Annotated in this window: 17 protein-coding genes and 1 pseudogene; 6 read left to right on the top strand and 12 right to left on the bottom strand. The window is 64.5% G+C overall.

Annotated features, from left to right (window positions below):
• Window positions 1-6: 6 nt before the first annotated feature.
• The 7 genes and pseudogenes from deoC to ACN0TK_RS16185 all read right to left on the bottom strand — a co-directional run bounded on the left by deoC (window position 7) and on the right by ACN0TK_RS16185 (window position 6,950).
• Window positions 7-1,032 carry a deoxyribose-phosphate aldolase gene (gene deoC, locus ACN0TK_RS16215; RefSeq protein ID WP_417310573.1) on the bottom strand — a complete coding sequence of 342 codons (1,026 nt, stop codon included), beginning with the start codon at window positions 1,030-1,032 and terminating at the stop codon, window positions 7-9.
• Between the two features lie 49 nt (window positions 1,033-1,081).
• Window positions 1,082-1,489 (bottom strand): cytidine deaminase, encoded by a 408-nt coding sequence (locus ACN0TK_RS16210; RefSeq protein ID WP_417310572.1) that lies wholly within the window; start codon window positions 1,487-1,489, stop codon window positions 1,082-1,084.
• A 2-nt stretch (window positions 1,490-1,491) separates the two neighbouring features.
• A complete protein-coding gene (locus ACN0TK_RS16205; protein ID WP_417310571.1) occupies window positions 1,492-2,457 on the bottom strand; it encodes an ABC transporter permease in 966 nt (321 codons plus the stop codon).
• A complete protein-coding gene (locus ACN0TK_RS16200; RefSeq protein ID WP_417310570.1) occupies window positions 2,457-3,542 on the bottom strand; it encodes an ABC transporter permease in 1,086 nt (361 codons plus the stop codon). Before ACN0TK_RS16200 ends, ACN0TK_RS16205 begins: the two co-directional genes overlap by 1 nt.
• Before the next feature lie 125 nt (window positions 3,543-3,667).
• Window positions 3,668-5,224, bottom strand: a pseudogene (locus tag ACN0TK_RS16195) (ABC transporter ATP-binding protein); the annotation flags it as partial.
• A gap of 22 nt (window positions 5,225-5,246) precedes the next feature.
• On the bottom strand, window positions 5,247-6,254 hold the full coding sequence (locus tag ACN0TK_RS16190; protein ID WP_417310569.1) for a BMP family lipoprotein: 1,008 nt from the start codon (window positions 6,252-6,254) through the stop codon (window positions 5,247-5,249).
• A gap of 234 nt (window positions 6,255-6,488) precedes the next feature.
• On the bottom strand, window positions 6,489-6,950 hold the full coding sequence (locus ACN0TK_RS16185; protein ID WP_417310568.1) for a CoxG family protein: 462 nt from the start codon (window positions 6,948-6,950) through the stop codon (window positions 6,489-6,491).
• 241 nt (window positions 6,951-7,191) lie between these two features.
• Here ACN0TK_RS16185 and ACN0TK_RS16180 point away from each other — a divergent pair, with 241 nt between their 5' ends.
• From ACN0TK_RS16180 to ACN0TK_RS16170, 3 genes are read left to right on the top strand one after another with little or no spacing between them, the layout of a single operon-like run.
• The gene (locus ACN0TK_RS16180) at window positions 7,192-8,379 is read left to right on the top strand and encodes a cell surface protein (RefSeq protein ID WP_417310567.1); all 1,188 of its coding nucleotides are present in this window, start codon (window positions 7,192-7,194) and stop codon (window positions 8,377-8,379) included.
• 28 nt (window positions 8,380-8,407) lie between these two features.
• Complete coding sequence (locus ACN0TK_RS16175; protein ID WP_417310566.1) at window positions 8,408-9,349, top strand: DUF6384 family protein; 942 nt, start codon at window positions 8,408-8,410, stop codon at window positions 9,347-9,349.
• A gap of 4 nt (window positions 9,350-9,353) precedes the next feature.
• Window positions 9,354-10,868: a hypothetical protein gene (locus tag ACN0TK_RS16170; RefSeq protein ID WP_417310565.1), complete on the top strand. Its 1,515-nt coding sequence runs from the start codon at window positions 9,354-9,356 to the stop codon at window positions 10,866-10,868.
• Window position 10,869: 1 nt separating this feature from the next.
• Here ACN0TK_RS16170 and ACN0TK_RS16165 read toward each other — a convergent pair whose 3' ends face one another.
• On the bottom strand, window positions 10,870-11,451 hold the full coding sequence (locus ACN0TK_RS16165) for a hypothetical protein (RefSeq protein ID WP_417310564.1): 582 nt from the start codon (window positions 11,449-11,451) through the stop codon (window positions 10,870-10,872).
• A 107-nt stretch (window positions 11,452-11,558) separates the two neighbouring features.
• Here ACN0TK_RS16165 and ACN0TK_RS16160 point away from each other — a divergent pair, with 107 nt between their 5' ends.
• Both ACN0TK_RS16160 and ACN0TK_RS16155 read left to right on the top strand, forming a co-directional pair.
• A complete protein-coding gene (locus ACN0TK_RS16160; protein ID WP_417310563.1) occupies window positions 11,559-12,182 on the top strand; it encodes a nucleotidyltransferase family protein in 624 nt (207 codons plus the stop codon).
• A 237-nt stretch (window positions 12,183-12,419) separates the two neighbouring features.
• Entirely contained in the window at window positions 12,420-12,845 is a 426-nt protein-coding gene (locus tag ACN0TK_RS16155) for a hypothetical protein (RefSeq protein WP_417310562.1), read from the top strand.
• Between the two features lie 78 nt (window positions 12,846-12,923).
• On the opposite strand, the gene edd is transcribed toward ACN0TK_RS16155, so the two are convergent.
• Genes edd through ACN0TK_RS16135 form a run of 4 tightly spaced genes read right to left on the bottom strand, consistent with a single transcriptional unit; the run spans window position 12,924 to window position 17,978 of the window.
• Window positions 12,924-14,738, bottom strand: coding sequence for a phosphogluconate dehydratase (edd, locus tag ACN0TK_RS16150; RefSeq protein WP_417310561.1), 1,815 nt, complete (start codon window positions 14,736-14,738; stop codon window positions 12,924-12,926).
• A gap of 37 nt (window positions 14,739-14,775) precedes the next feature.
• Window positions 14,776-15,474 carry a 6-phosphogluconolactonase gene (gene pgl / locus ACN0TK_RS16145; RefSeq protein ID WP_417310560.1) on the bottom strand — a complete coding sequence of 233 codons (699 nt, stop codon included), beginning with the start codon at window positions 15,472-15,474 and terminating at the stop codon, window positions 14,776-14,778.
• A 16-nt stretch (window positions 15,475-15,490) separates the two neighbouring features.
• A complete protein-coding gene (gene zwf, locus ACN0TK_RS16140) occupies window positions 15,491-16,972 on the bottom strand; it encodes a glucose-6-phosphate dehydrogenase (protein WP_417310559.1) in 1,482 nt (493 codons plus the stop codon).
• A gap of 25 nt (window positions 16,973-16,997) precedes the next feature.
• Window positions 16,998-17,978 (bottom strand): BadF/BadG/BcrA/BcrD ATPase family protein, encoded by a 981-nt coding sequence (locus tag ACN0TK_RS16135; RefSeq protein WP_417310558.1) that lies wholly within the window; start codon window positions 17,976-17,978, stop codon window positions 16,998-17,000.
• Between the two features lie 193 nt (window positions 17,979-18,171).
• Here ACN0TK_RS16135 and cobU point away from each other — a divergent pair, with 193 nt between their 5' ends.
• Window positions 18,172-18,723 (top strand): bifunctional adenosylcobinamide kinase/adenosylcobinamide-phosphate guanylyltransferase, encoded by a 552-nt coding sequence (gene cobU / locus ACN0TK_RS16130; RefSeq protein WP_417310557.1) that lies wholly within the window; start codon window positions 18,172-18,174, stop codon window positions 18,721-18,723.
• Window positions 18,724-18,735: the final 12 nt, after the last annotated feature.

The raw sequence follows: 18,735 nt of genomic DNA, 5'->3' as shown, positions 1-18,735 counted from the left end.
GGCAGATCACACCATAGGCTGGCGATAGTCCGCCGCGTAGTGGCCGGTGAGACCGTGTTCGAGCTGGCGCTCGATGTCGGTCAGCAGCGAACTGGCGCCGAAGCGGAACAGGTGCGGCTGCAGCCAGTGCGTGCCGAGCTCTTCTTTCATCAGCGCCATGTAGTCGAGCGCCACCTTGGCCGTCGAAATGCCACCGGCCGGCTTGTAGCCGACCTCGATGCCGGTTTCCTCGTGGAACCAGCGGATCATGCGGATCATCGCCAGCGAGGTCGGCAGGTTGGCGTTGACCTTTTCCTTGCCGGTCGAGGTCTTGATGAAATCGGCGCCAGCCAGCATGCAGACCAGCGAGGCCTTGGCGACATTGTTCAGCGTCGCCAACTCGCCCGTGCCGAGAATGGTCTTGATATGAGCGTCGCCGCAGGCCTTGCGGAAGGCTTTGACCTGATCGTAGAGCGCCTGCCAGTCGCCGTTGAGCACCATCTGGCGCTCGATGACGATGTCGATCTCCTTCGCGCCGGCTTTCACCGAGGCTTCGATTTCGGCGATCTTGGTTTCGACCGGCGCGAGGCCGTGCGGAAACGCGGTGGAGACGGCGGCGACCGGAATGCCGGTGCCCTCGAGCGCCGCGACGGCGGTTTCGACGAAGCTGTGATAGACGCAGACCGCGCCGGGGCGGATCGGCAGATCAGTGGCGCCGAGGCCTTCGAGAATGTCCTGGCGCAGCGGATGACGGGCCTTGGCGCAGAGCCGCTCGACGCGGCCGGGCGTATCGTCGGAATTGAGCGTCGTCAGGTCGATGAAGGTGATGGCGCGCAGCAGCCAGGCCAGTTGCCAGTCCTTTTTCACCGAGCGGCGGGACGGCATGCTGGAGGCGCGGCGTTCGAGCGCCGAACGGTTCATGCGCACGCGTCCGACCCAATCGAGATCGAGCGGGAAGCCGGGACTGCGGCGGTGCGTGACGTCACCGGCAGGCGATGCAGGCGCGTGCCCCTTGGACGAGTCCTTGGGCGGATCGACGACGCGCAGGGTCATGATGGCCTCCTTGTCGAAACCGGTTGGCCCGGTTCTCAGCGTGGGGCCATTATCGGCCCAAATACTCCGGACCGAAAGAGTGCGGCAATAACTGTTCGAGAGTCTGCTCGAGCGGCTCGCCATCGATGCCATGCGAGACGATCACCACATCGGGGTCGGCGAACTCGCGGATGCGCTGGCGGCAGCCGCCGCAGGGCGTCACCGGCATGGTGCCGGGGCCGGTCGTATAGACCCGCCGGATGCGCTTTCCGCCCCCCGCCAGCATGGCGGCAATAGCCGAGGGCTCGGCACAATTGCCGACCGGATAGGCGGCGTTTTCGACATTGCAGCCGGCATAGATCTTGCCGTCGTCTGCCAGGATGGCGGTGCCGACCTGGAAGTTCGAATAGGGCGCATAGGCCCTGGCGCGCACTTCCTCGGCGGCGGCGAGCAGTTCTGCATCACGGGCGTGGGCCACGACTAGCGTTCCTTGGTGTAGGGAATGCCAGCGGCCTTGGGCGCCACGGCGCGGCCAATGAAGCCGGCGAGCAGCACCACGGTGAGAATATAGGGCAGCGCCTGGATCGCCTGCACCGGGATCTCGCCGATGACCGGGAACTCGATACCCTGGAAACGCAGCTGCACCGCATCGAGATAACCGAAGAGCAGGCAGACGAAGAGCGCCGGCCAGGGCTTCCACTTGGCGAAGATCAGCGCCGCGAGCGCCAGATAGCCACGCCCGGCGGACATGTTGTTGATGAAGCCCGAGGTCTGCGCGATCGACAGGTAGGAGCCGCCGATGCCGACCAGTACCGAGGTGATGACCAGCGCCTTATAGCGCATCCATGTCACCGAGATGCCGGCGGTGTCGATGGCCTTGGGGTTCTCGCCCACGGCCCGGAGCCGCAGCCCGAAACGGGTGCGGAACAGCACCCAGGCGGTCACCGGCACGGCGATGAAAGCGAAATAGGTGATGAGATTGTGGCCCGAAATCAGCCCGGAATAGATTTGGCCGATGATCGGAACATCCTGCACTTCCTTGGCGAAGGGCAGCTCGATGGGGCGGAAGCGGCCACCGGCCGGCAGGTTAGGGGTCTGCCCGCCGCGGCGGAACCAGCTCTGCCCCAGATAGGTGGTGAGACCAGCGGCGAGGAAGTTGAGCGCCACACCGGAGATCGTCTGATTGCCCTTGAAGGTGATCGAGGCGAGGCCGTGGATGGCTGAAAACATCATCGCCGCGCCGATGCCGGCGAGAATGCCGATCCAGGCCGAAGCGGTCAGATAGGCGACGGCGGCCGCGGCAAAGGCCGATGCCAGCAGCTTGCCTTCGAGCCCGATGTCGATGATGCCGGAGCGCTCGGAATACAGGCCCGCCAGACAGGCCAGCAACACCGGCACCGCCAGGCGCACGGTGGAATTGAGCACATTGATGTCGATGAGATCCATCAGCTGCCCCCTTCGGCGCGTCTGGGAAACAGTCGTGAGACCGGACCGCGCAGCATGTCACCCATGGCGCCGGTGAACAGGATGACCAGCGCCTGGATGGTGAGGATCATTTCCTTGGTCACCCCAGGCATGGAGAAGGCCAGTTCCTGCCCGCCCTGATAGAGCGTGCCGAAGAGCAGCGCGGACAGGCCGACACCCACCGGATGGCCCTTGCCCATGAAGGCGACAGCGATGCCGACGAAGCCGGCGCCGTTGACGAAGTTCATGATCAGCCGGCCCTGCACGCCACCGACATTGTTGAGCGCGACGAGACCGGCGACGGCGCCGGACAGAGCCATGGCCATGATGATCATCTTTTCATTGGAGATGCCGCCATAGCGGGCCGCCGTCGGGTTCTGTCCGATGGTGCGCAGCGCATAGCCGAACTTGGTGTGCCACAGCAGCAGGTAGACCAGGCCCAGCGTGATCAGCGCGATAAAGATCGTCAGATTTGCCGGCGAGTTCTTGAACATCGGGATGAAATCGCCGAGTTGCGGCACCCGGGTGATCGCCTCGAGCGGCGCGCTTTCATCGGACTGCACGCCATCGGGCTTCAGAAGTCGCGAAATCACATATGACATCAGCGAGATGGCGATGAAGTTGAACATGATCGTCGTGATGACGACGTGGCTGCCGCGCTTGGCCTGCAGATAGCCGGGAATGGCGGCCCAGATGGCGCCGAAAATCCCGCCGGCGATCAGCATCAGCGGCAGCATGATCAGCCAATGCGTGCCGTTGAGCGCCAGCCCCATGAGAATGACGCCGAGGCCCGCCACATAGGACTGGCCTTCGACGCCGATGTTGAACAGGCCGGCATGATAGGCGATCGACACGGCGAGGCCGGCGAAGATGAAGTTGGTGGTGTAGTAAAGCGTGTAGCCGAAACCGGAGCCATTGCCGAAGGCGCCATACAGAATGACCCAGACGGCCTGCAGCGGGTTCTGCCCGACCGACAACACGATGACGCCGCCGATCAGGAAAGCCAGAAAGACGTTGAGCACCGGCAGCAGGGCAACCTCGGCCCAGCGGGGAAGTTCGCCGCGCATGGTCAGGACGCTCCTTCGGTCGGCGGATTGTTGACGCCGCGTACGGTCAGATCGCGGTCTTTTTCCGAGACATGCTCGGGCAAGGTGCCGGGACCGACATCGGGCGCTTCGGTCTTGTCGCCGGATTTTACGCCGGCCATCAGCAGGCCTAGGGCGCGTTCGTCGACGGTTTCCGGATCGGCCTCGCCGACGATCTCGCCGTCGAACATCACCAGGATGCGGTCGCTGAGCGAGCGGATTTCATCGAGCTCGACCGATACCAGCAGAATCGCCTTGCCGGCGTCGCGCATCTTGATGATCTGATTGTGGATGAATTCGATGGCGCCGATGTCGACGCCGCGCGTCGGCTGGCCGACGATCAGCACGTCGGGGTCGGATTCCATCTCGCGGGCCAGGACGATTTTTTGCTGGTTGCCGCCGGAGAAATTTGCCGTCTTGAGGCGGACATTGGGCGGGCGGATATCATAGGCCTTCATGCGCTCGCCGGCCTGGGCGCGGGCGGCAGCAATATCAAGCATGCCGCGCCCGTACTGGTCCTGATCCTGATAGCCGAGGATGGAGTTCTCCCATTCCTCGAAAGTGGGCACGAGGCCCATGCGCAGCCGGTCTTCGGGCACGTGGGCAAGGCCGGCTTCGCGCGCCCGGCGGGCGCCGTCGTCGCCATCGAGCGACAGCGGCGTGCCCTTGAGCTTCACGGTGCCTGACTTCTGGTCACGCATGCCGGTGATGGATTCGAGCAGCTCGGACTGGCCGTTGCCGGCGACGCCCGCAATGCCGACGATTTCGCCGGCGCGCACGGAGAAACTGACATCGCGCACGCGGGGCACGCCGAGATCGTCGGTGACGGTGAGATCTTCAACCTCGAGCAGCACTTCGCCCGGCGTGGCGGGACCCTTTTCGACCTCGAGCAGCACGCGGCGGCCGACCATCAGCTCGGCGAGCTGTTCGGGGTCGGTCTCGCTGGTTTCCAGCGTCGCCACCATGGTGCCCTGGCGCATGACCGAGACCGAATCGGTGGCGGCCATGATCTCGCGCAGCTTGTGGGTGATGAGGATGATGGTCTTGCCCTGCTCGCGCAGCACATCGAGGATGCGGAACAGATCGTCCGCCTCGTTGGGCGTCAGAACGCCCGTGGGCTCGTCAAGAATGAGAATGTCGGCGCCGCGATAGAGCGCCTTGAGGATTTCGACGCGCTGCTGTTGGCCGACCGAGATGTTTTCGATGATCGCGTCGGGATCGACCTCGAGGCCATATTCGCGCTCGAGCCGGTCGAGTTCACCGCGGGCGCGGGACAGCGTGCGGCCGAGCAGCGCGGAATCCTCGGCGCCGAGCACGACGTTGTCGAGGACGGTGAAATTGTCGACCAGCATGAAATGCTGGTGCACCATGCCGATGCCGAGTTCGAGGGCATGGCCGGAATCAGCGATCTCGACGCGCTTGCCATTGACGCGAATCTCGCCGGAATCGGCGGTATAGAAGCCATAGAGGATCGACATCAGCGTCGATTTGCCGGCGCCGTTCTCACCCACGATGCCGTGGATGGTGCCGCGCTTGATCTTCAGATTGATGTCACGATTGGCGTGGACCGGGCCAAAGCTCTTGTTGATGCCAATCAGCTCGATGGCGAGATCATCAGCAGCGGCCCCGGAGGGCCGCTGCGAATTTTCGACTGGAGTTACCATGCCGGAATGAAACCGCTGGTCATCAAACCGGGCAGTTCTGATCGGTACGGTAGTCGTGGACCATGATGTCGCCGGCGATGATGTCGGCGGAAGCCTTTTCGACCGCAGCCTTCATTTCGTCAGTGACGAGATCGGCATTGTAGTCGTCGAAGGCGGCGCCAACGCCATCTTCGGACAGGCCGAGGATGATGTGGCCGGCGGTCCAGTCGCCGTTCATTTCAGCCATCATGGCGTCATAGGTGGCGACGTCGACGCGCTTGACCATCGAGGTCAGCACATTGCCGGGGAAGGTGCCGTTCTGGTTGGAGTCGACACCAATGCCGTACTTGCCAGCGTCGGCAGCGGCCTGCAGCACGCCCATGCCTGCGCCACCAGCAACCTGGTAGAGCACGTCGGCGCCCTGATCGAGCTGCGCGCGGGCAACTTCGATCGCCTTGGGCTTGTCGTTGAAGCCGTCAAAGCCGGTGGAGATGTAGTTCTCCAGCACCTCGATGTCGGGGTTGGCCGCAACGGCGCCCTGCTTGTAGCCACAGGCGAAGGCTTCGAGCAGGTCGAGATTGAAGGCGGGGATGACGCCGATCTTGCCGGTTTCCGACTTCATGCCGGCGAGCAGGCCGACGAGGTAGGAGCCTTCCTGTTCCTTGAAGGTCACCGAGCGCACGTTCGGCAGATCGACACTGGCGTCGTCGATGATGACGAAGTGGGTATCGGGGAATTCCGGCGCGACCTTGGTCAGCGCGGTGGCGAAGTTGTAGCCCGGGGTGATGATGGGGCTGTAACCACGCTCGGCGAACTGGCGCAGATACTGCTCGCGCTGCGCGTCGTCGGTGATTTCGAGTTCGCCGTAGTTGCCGCCGGTCTCGGCCTTGTACATCTCGGCGCCGTTATAGGCGGCTTCGTTGAAGGAACCGTCGAACTTGCCGCCGCCATCATAGATGATTGCGGGATCGGCAAGGGCTGCACCGGTTGCGAGCGCGGCAACGGCAACGCCGGCTGCGAGAGCACCAAGGTGCTTTTTGAATGAAGTCATGAGAACATTCTCCCTGTTTCGCGAATGGCAACGGCGAGACGCCGCCTGACGAACCGTCCGCGTTGGGACGAATAGAAGCCCGCAATTTCGCGAACGGCAAGAGGAAGTTCACCTGAAATTTGACCAGATGGGAAAATTTCTGCGGGAATCGCCCCGAATGTCAGTAACAGCTTGTCACCTGATGCGGGCCGATCGCGCGGCGCGCGAGGCGCAGACAGGACCAGATCGCCTGGCTCAGCGTTCCAGCGGCGTCACCTCAACGCCCATGGCGTCGCCGACGCGCTCGAAAAAACCGTCGATAACCTTTTGCGCGCTGGAGCCGATCAGCTGCTTGCCGAGCTTCATGATGCCGCCATCGGCGCCGCCGGCCGCGGTGAAGACCAGTTCGGTGCCGCCATCCGAATCGGCGAGCGCGATATCGGCGGCGGCCTCGGCCTTGCCCAGCAGCCCGCCCCGCGCGCGGCCGGCGAGCGTGTAGCTGACAGCCGGTACGACATTGCGCAGCTCGAGATCGCCCTTGAACACCGGATGCATCAGACCGAGGTTGACCTTGATCTCGCACACCAGCGAGTCGTCGCCGACCCATTCGATGCGGTGACAGCCGGGGATCGCAGCCTTGAGCACTGCAGCGTCGTTGAGGCCCGCCCAGACCACGTCGCGCGGCGCCGAAAAGTGATACCTGCCGCCAAATTCCATGTCCCGGTCTCCCTCGTACCCTGCCGACTATCGGCCCTGCTATCGGCCCTGCGCCTCGCAGGCAAGCGCGGCAGCCGGGCAACAGTTCCGACAATCATGGGCCAGCGCTATTTTCCTGAGGCTTTTTCGCACCATATTGCCCAAAATGGGTGCGCAGAGTGCGCATGAGAATTGTCACACCGAAGAGCAGCGGGAATCATGCGGCTCCAGGTGACCAACCACAGAGGGAAAAAGCGTCCAAATGGCCACTGAACTCATGGATAAGCCGCTGCAGTATCTCGACAAGGCGATGGGCGCGATCAAGGAGCTCGGCATCTGGCCCGAACAGGCCGGCGAGCAGCCCATCACGGCGCTATTGAACGAGATTACCGGGCTGGATGAAACCAAGGTGATCCTGATCGGCCGCACGCTGACCCAGGCGAGCGCCTTCAACGAGGTGGTGCGCAGCCAGGTCGCGGCAATGAATGTCGGCGAGCGCTACAATGCGATCACCGAGCAGTTCAATTCGATCCGTGACGATGCCAAGGGCATGGTGGACCAACTCGACGACGGCAAGCTGGACCTGATCGAGCGCGCCTCGAACGTATGGATGAAGGTGACGCGCGGCGACATCGCCAGCCGCTTCAACTCGATCCGCGAGACCTATCTCGACGTTTCGAAGGACACCAAGGACCAGATCGACCGCGAGCACACGATTCTCGAGGCCTATCGCGATTTCCGTGGCGCGCTGAAGCAGGCCGAGGTGATGGCGCTGGAGCTGCTGGAAATCGCGTCGGCCAAGCTGGACGAGAAAAAGGCCATTCTGACTCAGGCGAGCGAAACGCTGAGCACCTTCTCCGGCGGCACGCCCGCCGAGCGGGCCAAGCTGGAAATGGAGCGCGACGAAAAACTGCGCGACCTGCAGAACGAAGAGCGCCGCTACCAGATCGCCAAGGATCTCAGCGACAACCTGACCATCTCCTATTCCACTTCGGAAGTGGTGATGGCGCGGCTGATGCAGACGACCAATGCAAAAGAGCGGGTCTATCAGCAGGCAATCAGCTTCTTTTCGACGAACGAGACGGTGTTCACGGCGCTGAGCGCCTCGTTCACCGGGATGTTCGGGCTGCACGAATCCACCGAAACGCTGAATGCGATGAAGGAAGGGATGTCCAAAAGCCTCGAGACGCTGAGCGAGATCGGAGATCAGGTGGGCGAAGCGGCAGTGAAGGCCGGTTATGGCCCGACGATCCGCGCCGATGCGGTGAAAAAGCTCGTCGACTCCGTCGTGTCGTTCCAGGAAAAATCGCGGACGATCATTGCAGAGATGCGCGAGCAGTCGACCCGCAATTCCGCCGAAATCCGCGATGCAGTGGAAGACGGCAAGCGCCGTCTGGCGCAACTGGCGGCCGAGGGCAATGCGCTGTTGCTCGAGACCAAGGCGAATTGACGGAGGCCGCTAGAGTTCGCAGCCACCCATGAGTGCGACGACGGCCAAGGCGGAGACGGCACCGCTCGACGATGTCATGATGGCGATGGACGTGGTGGACACGCTGCGCCACCGGCAGGATCTTGTCGAGCGGGAGCTGGACGCGACGACGCGCGAGCAGCGGCTGATCGACAAGCTGCGCGACATCTACCACAACCAGGGCATCGAGGTGCCGGACTCGGTGATCCGCGAGGGCGTCAAGGCGCTCGACGAGAGTCGGTTCACCTACACGCCACCCAAGCCGAGTTTTGGCCGGACGCTGGCGGGCATTTATGTGTCGCGCAAGCGCTGGGGCCCGGCGGTGATCGCGCTGCTGCTGGTCCTGGTGGTCGGTTTTGGCGGCTATTTCCTTGCCTGGCAGCCCTATCAGAATGCGCAGCGCGAAAACGCGCGGATCGAGCTGAGCGAAGGCCTGCCGGCGAAGATGGATGCGCTGTACCAGACGATCTTCGAAGAGACCAAGGTGCAGGAAGCGGTAACCGAAGCGGACGCGCTGATCGCGCGCGGCAAGACGGCGGCCGAAGAGGGCAATCGCGCCGGGGCCGAAAAGGCCGTCACCGATCTCACGGCGCTGCGCGACCAGTTGCGGCAGGAATACCAGCTGCGCATCGTCAGCCGCCCGAACGAGCGATCGGGTTTCTGGACCTTCCCGGAGATCAATACGGCGGCCACCAATTACTATGTCGTCGTCGAGCCAATGGACCCCGATGGCAAGGTGCTGACGCTGCCGGTGACCAATGAGGAGAACGGCGAGGTCGAGCAGGTCAAGAAATGGGGTGTGCGGGTGCCCGAGACCACCTATCGCGTCGTCGAGGCCGACAAGCGGGACGACGGGATCGTGCAATCCAGCCTGCTGGGTTTCAAGGAATTCGGCTATCTGCGCCCGCGCTACATGATGCCGGTGCTGGATGGCGCGGTGACGAGATGGTGACACCATGAGCCTGAGCGGGCCCGAGGCCCTGCGATCGCTGGACGACGCGCTGCGCGACATTCGCCGCGAGGAAGACCAGATTGCCAAACGGCTGGCGCGCAGCGCCGAACTGGTGGGCAAGCTGCGCGAAACCGAGAGCGAGCTGTTCCGGCAGCTGGCGGGCATTCGGCTGGAGGCAGGCACGCAGGACGAATTGGCGGGACGGCTGACGCAGGCCGAGGTGAAGGCCCGCGACCTGCTGCGCCAGCACGCGCAGGAGCTGGCGCAGGCGGAAAAGGATCTCAAGGCTGTCGACAAGCAGATCGCCGCGCTGGCCAAGGAGCGCGTGCAGCGCGTCGCCGAGGCTGAAGAGATCGAGGGCCGGCTGAAAACGCTCGCCGACGCAGCGGCGGTGGAGGCGGCGAAAGATCCGGCCTATGTCGAAAAGCGCGCGGCTGCCGAAGAGCTCGTGCAGGTGGCCGCCGAAAGCCTCAGCAAGACCGAGCAGGCCGAAAAGGACCGCGAGGAAAAGGGCAAGCCGTACCGCGACGACCCGCTGTTCATGTATCTGTGGGATCGCGGCTATGGCACCAAGACCTATCGGCACAACAACCTGATCGCCTATCTGGACTCGCTGGTCGCCGGGCTGGTGAACTATCCCGAGGCGCGGGTGAATTTCGCCATGCTGAACGAGATTCCGCTGCGGCTGCGCGAGCATGCCGAGCGCCAGCAGGCGCTGGCCGAAGCCGCCCTCGCGGAACTGGACGAACTGGAACGCAGTGCGGTGGATGCGGCCGGCGGACGCCCGGTACGTGACGCGCTCGAAGACGTCGAAGCGCGCATGGCGGCGATCGACCAAGAAATGGTGACGCTGGAGGATACGCGCGACGCGCTGACCAACCAGCAGCGCGATCTGGCCGAAGGCAGCGACCCGGCGTTCGGCTCGGCGGTCAGCGGGCTGGCCGAAGCGCTGGGGCGTGAGGATATCCGCTCCCTGCTCGACGATGCGCGGCGCACCCAGACCGGCCAGGACGACACGATCGTCAAGCAGATCGACGAGGTGCGCCAGCGCCAGCACGAGGAAGAAGAAGACAGCCGCGAACACCGTTCGCGCCTCAAGACGCTGGCCGCCCGCCGCCGCGAACTCGAGGACATCCAGTACGAGTTCAAGAAGCAGGGCTATGACACGCCGCAGTCGAGTTTCGGCGAGGACAATCTCGTCGGCGACATGCTGAACGAGTTCCTGCGCGGTGGCATCAGCGCAGCGGACTATTGGGGCCGCTGGCGGCAGAGCCAGCACTGGAACGGCCGGCGCGGCGGCGGCAGCCCCGGCGGCGGCTTCCAGTGGCCCGATTCCAGCTTTGGCGGCGGCAGCTCGCGTCGTGGCGGCGGGTTCAGCGGCAGCTGGGGCCGGTTGCCGACCGGCGGCGGCTTCAGGGGCGGCTCGCGTGGTGGGTCCGGTGGCGGGTTCTCGCGGCCGCGCAGCGGGTCCTCAGGCAGCCGCAGGAGCGGCGGCTTCAAGACTGGCGGCGGGTTCTGAGCTAGCCCGAATGTCCCGCGCAGCGCGGCACGTTGCTGGTCGCATCCGCCTTCAGCAGTTCGCGCAGTGGCTGATTGGCGATCAGTGGCGACAGACCGGAGGCAGCGCCTGGCAGCGTCGCCAGGACCGAAATCCGCAATTTGTCGGGGTCGATCTCGCCGATCCGGCAGAGCCGCGGCGACAGCGACGCATCGAGCCGGACCGAACCCTGCGGCAGGCTGCGCCCCCAGGCCTGGGCCTCGGCAATCTGGGCCTGATCGTCAGCGCTCAGCTGGAACAGATAATAGCTGCGCTGATCGGCCGGGGCCGGCAGGGTGCCGGCCAGTTCACCGGACGTCGCCGGCACCAGCACGGCCGCGATGTGACGCTCACCGGCATCGGGGCTGACCAGATCGAGCCGCAGGATGGATTCGCCATCCACCGGTTCGAGCGCCGCGGGCAGATCGAAGGCCAGCAGCAGCCCTGAGACGTCATTGTTGAGAAAATCGAGGCTGCGGGGCGTCTTGCCGTCCAGCGACAGACCGCTGCAGGCCGCCACGAGCAGGGTGCAGGACACCACGAGGATCCGGAGCGCAGCGTGCATGAGTGACCCTTTCGATTCGCATCAATCAGCTCAAGCCCTAACGCGACAGCGCGCATGCGCATAGCGGCTATCGCGCGGGGCGAGAATCGCGTCAGCCTAGAACCACTATGACAGATCATCTCAGGCTGGCCGGACGGCCCCACAACGAACAGGCGCTGGCGCTTGAAGGTTTCATTCGCGAGTCGGACGTGCTGATGCGCGTGCTCGAAGGCCTCTCGGAGATGGACCTGCCGGACCATCAGATGGTTGCCGGGGCGATCTACAATCTGGCCTGGAACCGGCTGACCAGTCGGCCGGCGCTGAACGGCATCAATGACATCGACATCTTCTATTTCGACGTGGACGACCTGAGCTGGGAAGCGGAAGACCGGGTGATCCGCCGGCTGGAGCGGCGCTTTGCCGATCTGCCCCTGCCGGTGCAGGTGCGCAATCAGGCTCGGGTACATCTGTGGTTTCCCGAAAAGTTCGGCGTCACGGAGTTCGCACCGCTCACCAGTTCGTCCGACATGCTCGATCGCTATGCGGCGCGCGCCCATGCGGTGGCGGCGCGGCTGACCCAGGACGGCAGGATGGAGATTATCGCGCCCTTCGGGCTGGACGATCTGTTCTCCTTCCGTGTGGTCCCCAACCCGGTGCTGCCGAACCAGCCGGCCTATGAGGCCAAGGCGCAGCGTGCGCTCGAACTCTGGCCTGAGCTGACCGTGCTGCCCTGGCCCGGCGTGGCGGACTAAGGCCGGCGCGCTCCAGTCTTTCGATGTTCGTCAATGATGTTTCGTGCCGGCGCCGTGAACGTATCGAGCGCGAAAAACGATCACTCGCGCGCCACTCAACTCATTGTGCACGCCGATACAGAATTTCCGGAAACCTTCAAGCGAGTTCAACCGTCTCTTCTGCGAGACCTGCGCAAGCCCATGCGCAGTCAGGCGCATTTCATCTATGCGCACGCAAGAAGAACGAGGAGAACAAACATGAAGAAACTTGCTGCTATCGCCCTTATCGGTGCCACGTTCGCTGCAGCCCCTGCGCTGGCCGACCACCTGAACATCGCGATCGACGACGTCGCGGTCGATGGTGCGGATGTCACCATCCCCTCCGTGCTGATCGACAAGCCGGGCTTCGTCGTGCTGCACGCCGTGCTTGACGGCAATCCGGTTGTCCCGGCCTCCATCGGCCATACCTATGTCGAGGCTGGCGAGACCATGGACGTCGAAATCACGGCCGACTATCCGCTGGCCGATGGCGAGGACTACATCGCCATGCTGCATTACGACACCGATGGTGACGGCGAATATTCCTTCGGCGAAGGCATGACCGACGTCGACACCCCGGCGCTGAACGCCGAGGACGCTCCCTATGTGAAGATGTTCACGGCCGGTGGCATGAACGCGATGTAAATCGCGCCATCAGATCGTGTGTCTGAGACGCCCTCCGGTTTCGGCCGGGGGGCGTTTTCTTTGGGGTATCGCCGAGGCTCAGCCGAAGACGCTGGCGCCCTTGTCGGCGGTGCCGACCAGGGCCCGGAAGCCGGCGAAGAGTTCGCGGCCCATGCCGAAATGCGACGAGCGCAGGTCTTCGGTGGCCGGGGTGCGCGAGAAGAACTCGCGCTCGTCGCCAATGAAAGTGAGCGTGCCCTCATTGGCATCGAGGCGGATCATGTCGCCGTCGCGGATCTTGGCGATGGCGCCGCCGTCGGTGGCTTCGGGCGTCATGTGGATCGCCGCCGGGATCTTGCCCGAGGCGCCCGACATGCGGCCGTCGGTGATCAGCGCCACCCTGTGCCCGCGATCCTGCAGGATACCGAGCTGCGGGGTGAGCTTGTGCAGTTCGGGCATGCCGACAGCCTTGGGGCCCTGGAAGCGCACCACGGCGACGACATCGCCGGTCAGCTCACCATTTTTGAACGCCGCCTGCATGCCTTCCTGGGTGTGGAAGACGCGGGCGGGCGCCTCGACGACGCGGTTTTCCGGCTTCACGGCCGAGACCTTGATGACCGACTTGCCCAGATTGCCCGAGAGCACCTTGAGCCCGCCATTGGCCGAGAACGGCTCTTTGGCGGTGGTCAGGACGCGCGGGTTGCCGGAGACTTCCGGCGACGGCTCGAAGCTGAGCTTGTCCTCGATCAGCTTGGCCTCGACGGTGTAGCCCGCAAGGCCATCGCCCCAGACGGTTTTGACGTCCTCGTGCAGATAGCCGGCCTCGAGCAGTTCGCGGATCAGGAAGCCCATGCCGCCGGCGGCGTGGAAATGGTTCACGTCGGCCATGCCGTTGGGATAGACGCGCGCCAGCAGCGGCACGGCCTGCGACAGGTCGGACATGTCCTCCCAGGTCACCTGCAGCCCGGCGGCAGCGGCAATGGCGATGATGTGCATGGTGTGATTGGTCGAACCGCCGGTCGTCAGCAGGCCCACCATGCCGTTGACGATCGCCTTGGCGTCGATGACGTGCCCGATCGGGGTGTAGTTGTTGCCCTGGTCGGTCAGCGACAGCGCACGCACCGCGGCTTCGCGGGTCAGCGCGTCGCGCAGCGGCGTATTGGGATTGACGAAGCTGGCGCCCGGCAGGTGCAGGCCCATGATCTCCATCAGCATCTGGTTGGAGTTCGCCGTGCCGTAGAAGGTGCAGGTGCCGGGCGAATGATAGGACTTGGCTTCGGATTCCAGCAGCTCGGCGCGGCCGACCTTGCCCTCGGCATAGAGCTGGCGGACCTTGGCCTTCTCGTCGTTGGAAATGCCGGTGGGCATCGGACCGGCGGGAATGAAGACGGCCGGCAGGTGGCCGAAGGTCAGGGCGCCGACCATCAGGCCGGGGACGATCTTGTCGCAGATGCCCATGTAGACGGCGGCATCGAACATGTTGTGGCTCAGCGCGACGGCGGTCGCCATGGCGATGATGTCGCGGCTGAACAGGGAAAGGTCCATGCCCGGCTGGCCCTGGGTGACGCCGTCGCACATGGCGGGCACGCCGCCGGCGACCTGGGCGGTGGCGCCGATCGAGCGGGCCGCCTCGCGGATCAGCGCGGGATAGGTCTCATAGGGCTGATGGGCGCTCAGCATGTCGTTGTAGGAGGTGACGATGCCGAGGTTCAGCGCCTTGTCACCGGCGAGTTTCGCCTTGTCGGAGGGGGCGCAGGCGGCAAAGCCGTGGGCGAGATTGCCACAGGCCAGCGCCGAGCGGTGAACGCCCTGGCTGCGGGCGAAATCGAGCCGGTCGAGATAGTCGCGACGCGTCGTGGCACTGCGCGCCGCAATGCGATCGGTCACGTCCTGAATGGCCTTGAGCGGCGACATGGTCATACTCCTTCGAGAGGGCCGGCAACCTGAGCGGTCACGGGCTCCAGAAAATGGTCAGTGGTGTCTGGCTCTGGCGCAGAACCGCCCGCACCGGCATGTCCGCAACGGGACCGTCGGCGATGGCGCGATCCAGCGTCTCGGCCTTGTCCTCCCCCTCGATATGCAGATAGAGCCCTTCCGTCGCCAGCAGGCGCGGCAGGGTCAGCGTGATCCGGGGCTCCCCAGCACCCGGCGCATGAATGGCCACCACCGGCCCCTCGCCGGTCAGCGCCTCGTCGAGGGCGTCGCCGCCCGGAAAGAACGAGGCGGTATGGCCATCGGTGCCCATGCCCAGAATGACGCAATCGAACCGATCGGGCAGTCCGGACAGGGCTTCGGTGGTGCGCGACAGGGCAGCCGCGTCCGGTTCGTCGCCACCTGAATAAAGCGGCACGAAGCCGGCAGATGCCGCCGGCCCCTGCAACAGGCGCTCGTTGACAAGCAGGGCATTCGAGCGATCCGAGGTCTCGGGGACCCAGCGCTCGTCGACCAGTGTCACCCGCACCTTGGTCCAGTCGACATCCTTGCGGCGCCCCAGGGCGGCAAAGAAGCGCTTGGGGGTCGAGCCACCGGAAACGGCAATGGTGCCGACGCCATTGGACTCAATACCGTTTTTCAGATGCTCGGCTGCCGCCTCTGCAAGGGCGAGGGCGAGATCTTCACGGGTGCCGAAACTGCGGCGGGTCGCTGTCACTGTGCAGCCTCGCTCATCAATTGGAATCCTCGTGCCAGGTGCGGCCATCGCGCTCGATCAGGGCGATCGAGGCGGTGGGGCCCCAGGTACCGGCCATATAGTTCTGCGGCGCATCGGAGGCCGCATCCCAGGCATCGCGGATCGGATCGACCCAGGCCCAGGCGGCTTCCAGTTCGTCGCGGCGCATGAACAGGGTCTGCTGGCCACGGATGACGTCCAGCAGCAGGCGTTCGTAGGCTTCGGGCGTGCGCTCGGTGAAAGTGTCGGCGAACGACAGGTTCAGCGGCACTTCGCGCAGGCGCATGCCGCCCGGCCCCGGATCCTTGATCATCAGGAACAGCTTCACGCCTTCATCGGGCTGGATGCGGATGACCAGCCGGTTGGCGGACGGGGCGCCCTCGGCATGATCGAACATCGAATGCGGGATGTTGCGGAACTGGATGACGATCTCGGAGGCGCGCGTCGGCAGGCGTTTGCCGGTGCGGATATAGAACGGCACATTGGCCCAGCGCCAGTTCTCGATCTCGGCCTTGATGGCGACGAAGGTCTCGGTGCGCGAGCCCTGCTTTTCCTCGGGCAGCTCCTCCTGGTAGGCGGCGACCGCATTGCCGTCGACCGAACCGCCGCGATACTGGCCGCGCACGGTGGTCTTGGCGACTTCGCTGCCGATGATCGGCTTCAGCGAGCGCAGCACTTTCAGCTTTTCGTCGCGCAGCGCATTGGCGTCGTCCGAGGCCGGCGGCTCCATCGCGACGAGGCAGAGCAGCTGGATGATGTGGTTCTGCACCATGTCGCGCAGCGCGCCGGATTCATCGTAATAGCCGCGGGTGCCGGCGCCGACGCTTTCGGCCACGGTGATCTGCACGTGGTCGATATGGGCCGAGTTCCAGATCGGCTCGAACAGGATATTGCCGAAGCGCAGGGCCAACAGGTTCTGCACCGTCTCTTTGCCGAGATAGTGGTCGATCCGGTAGACCTGATCTTCCTTGAAGATCTTCGACACTTCGTCGTTGATGGCGATCGAGGACTCGAGGTCGTGCCCGAGGGGCTTTTCGATCACGACGCGGGCGTCGCGGCGATAGAGCTTCTTTTTGGAAATGAAGTCGCAGGTCGGGCCGAACAGGTCCGGCGCAATGGCCAGATAGAAGGCGCGGATGACCTTGGGGCTGTCGCGCAGCACCTTGCCGAGATCGGCCCAGTTCTCCGAGTTCGACACGTCATTGGCGACGTAGGAGCAGATCGAGACGAAGCGGTCGATGGTCGCTTTGTCCTGATATTCCTTTTCGACGAACTGCTTGATCGAGTCGCGCACCAGGGTGCGGAACTCCTCGTCGCTCAGCTGGGTACGGGAGACACCGATGATGTGGCTCTGCTCGTCGAACTGACCGTCGACAAAGCGGTGGTAAAGCGCCGGCACCAGCTTGCGCTTGGTAAGGTCACCGGTGGCACCGAACACGACATAATCGAAAGGCTGGACGGGGATAATACGGCTGGACACTGCGGTCTGGCTCCTGTCGTAGGCGTCACGCCGGCGAGAAATTCTGCCGCGCGAGGATGACTGCACCACTGAGATTGTCGCCCTGGGGAGGAACGATGAACTCGCCGTAGCGCTCTTTGAGGATGGGGTAAAGACGTTCACCCAGGCCGCCGGTGGCAGCCATGCGCTGGGCGCCACGCGCCTTGAACCAGCGCACATAGGTGTCGACGTAGCTGAGCTCGAGTTCGACCAGCTCGACAGCCACCGGGTCGTTCTTTTCGTAATATTCGAAGATCATGCGGGCAAAGCGCCCCCATTCGGTCGGCGCCCGGGTGACGGTGAAGCCGTCATAGGTATGGCCACCGGTCGTGACAGGGTCGACGGCCACCGCGCCGGCGCTTTTGCCCCCTGCCTCATCGGTCACGAAATATTCGGGGAAGGACCAGGCCATGACACCGTTCAGATCGCCGCCGAGGCTTTCGAGCAGCGCATCGGTGAGCGGCGAGCCGGACACTAGCCCGTCGACGGCCTCGACCGTGCGGCGCACGAGTTCGCGACCGAGAATTGCGGCGGACATCTGGTCGCCGATGTGGAAGCCCCAGCCGCCGGCCTGATGGCGCTTGCCATCGACCACGGCTAGAGCGGCAGACCCGGTGCCGGCGATGATCACCGCGCCTTCTTCACCCGCCAGGGCGCCGGCATGGGCGGCATCAATATCGTCATAGACCCGCACATTGGCGAGCGGCCAGGCGCGGCGCTGGAACTCGTCGCGATCGGACGGCAGGCGGCCACCGGCCATGCAGAAGCAGGCGCTGGTCTGGGCCTTGGCCGCAGCCGCGTCGCCGCCGAGCTGGCTGAACACCGACTCGATACCGGCGATGATCGACTGATAGGCCGGCTCGCCGCCCTGCAGCTGCAGGTTGGACGGACCACCGCCGGCCTCGGCCAGCGTCACGAGGTTTTCATCGGCCAGGCGAATCCGGCAGTTGGTGCCGCCACCGTCCACACCGAGATAGTATTTTGGCAAACTTGCGCTCCCGCAGCATTGGGACCCGCGCGCGGGTCCGGAACCCGGCCGGACCATAAAGGCAAAGCGCATCAGCCGAAAGTCCTATAAGCGCGCTTCAGGCCCAGGGATGGGTCGCCAGACCGCCGACGTCAAGACTCAGGCGGCATTCGGTGCTAGGCCGAAAATGTGGTGGACTGGTGAGGAGGCCGAAATGGGACATGTTCTGGTGCTCGGCGGCGCCCGATCGGGCAAGACGGGCTTTTCCGAGAAGCTGGCGACACGGGCGGGCAAGCGCGCCGTCTATCTCGCGACGGCGCAGGCGCTCGACGACGAAATGCGCGAGCGGGTGGCGGCGCATCGGGACCAGCGCGGGGCGCATTTCGACACCGTGGAAGAGCCGCTGGCGCTGAGTGCGGCGCTGCGCGAAGCCGCCAGAACCCATGACGTGATTCTGGTCGACTGCCTGACGCTGTGGATCACCAACCTGCTGGTCGCGGACCGCAATGTCGCTGATGCTGTGGATGAGCTGGTCGCGGCGCTGCAGGAAATTTCCGATACGCAGGTGATCCTGGTTTCCAACGAGGTCGGGCTGGGGATCGTGCCGGACAATGCCATGGCGCGCATGTTCCGCGATCTAGCCGGCTCGGCGCATCAGCGGCTGGCGGAAATCTGCGACGATGTGTTCTTCATCGTCGCCGGCCTGCCGATGGTGCTGAAGGGCGCGCCGCCGCCCACGAGTGGCGGCCGCATCCACGAAGCCTAGCCGAGCGACAGG

Origin of the sequence: Devosia sp. (assembly GCF_048261455.1) — a bacterium.
GTDB lineage: Bacteria > Pseudomonadota > Alphaproteobacteria > Rhizobiales > Devosiaceae > Devosia_A.
Note: the sequence above shows the minus strand (reverse complement) of the source record. Positions and strands in the feature narration are given on the sequence as shown.

Coding starts and splice junctions, on each gene's coding strand:
- deoC (WP_417310573.1), bottom strand. CDS start 1,032: ATGACCCTGCGCGTCGTCGATCCGCCCAAGGACTCGTCCAAGGGGCAC.
- ACN0TK_RS16205 (WP_417310571.1), bottom strand. CDS start 2,457: ATGGATCTCATCGACATCAATGTGCTCAATTCCACCGTGCGCCTGGCG.
- ACN0TK_RS16200 (WP_417310570.1), bottom strand. CDS start 3,542: ATGCGCGGCGAACTTCCCCGCTGGGCCGAGGTTGCCCTGCTGCCGGTG.
- ACN0TK_RS16190 (WP_417310569.1), bottom strand. CDS start 6,254: ATGACTTCATTCAAAAAGCACCTTGGTGCTCTCGCAGCCGGCGTTGCC.
- ACN0TK_RS16185 (WP_417310568.1), bottom strand. CDS start 6,950: ATGGAATTTGGCGGCAGGTATCACTTTTCGGCGCCGCGCGACGTGGTC.
- ACN0TK_RS16180 (WP_417310567.1), top strand. CDS start 7,192: ATGGCCACTGAACTCATGGATAAGCCGCTGCAGTATCTCGACAAGGCG.
- ACN0TK_RS16175 (WP_417310566.1), top strand. CDS start 8,408: ATGAGTGCGACGACGGCCAAGGCGGAGACGGCACCGCTCGACGATGTC.
- ACN0TK_RS16170 (WP_417310565.1), top strand. CDS start 9,354: ATGAGCCTGAGCGGGCCCGAGGCCCTGCGATCGCTGGACGACGCGCTG.
- ACN0TK_RS16165 (WP_417310564.1), bottom strand. CDS start 11,451: ATGCACGCTGCGCTCCGGATCCTCGTGGTGTCCTGCACCCTGCTCGTG.
- ACN0TK_RS16160 (WP_417310563.1), top strand. CDS start 11,559: ATGACAGATCATCTCAGGCTGGCCGGACGGCCCCACAACGAACAGGCG.
- ACN0TK_RS16155 (WP_417310562.1), top strand. CDS start 12,420: ATGAAGAAACTTGCTGCTATCGCCCTTATCGGTGCCACGTTCGCTGCA.
- edd (WP_417310561.1), bottom strand. CDS start 14,738: ATGTCGCCGCTCAAGGCCATTCAGGACGTGACCGATCGCATTGCGGCG.
- cobU (WP_417310557.1), top strand. CDS start 18,172: ATGGGACATGTTCTGGTGCTCGGCGGCGCCCGATCGGGCAAGACGGGC.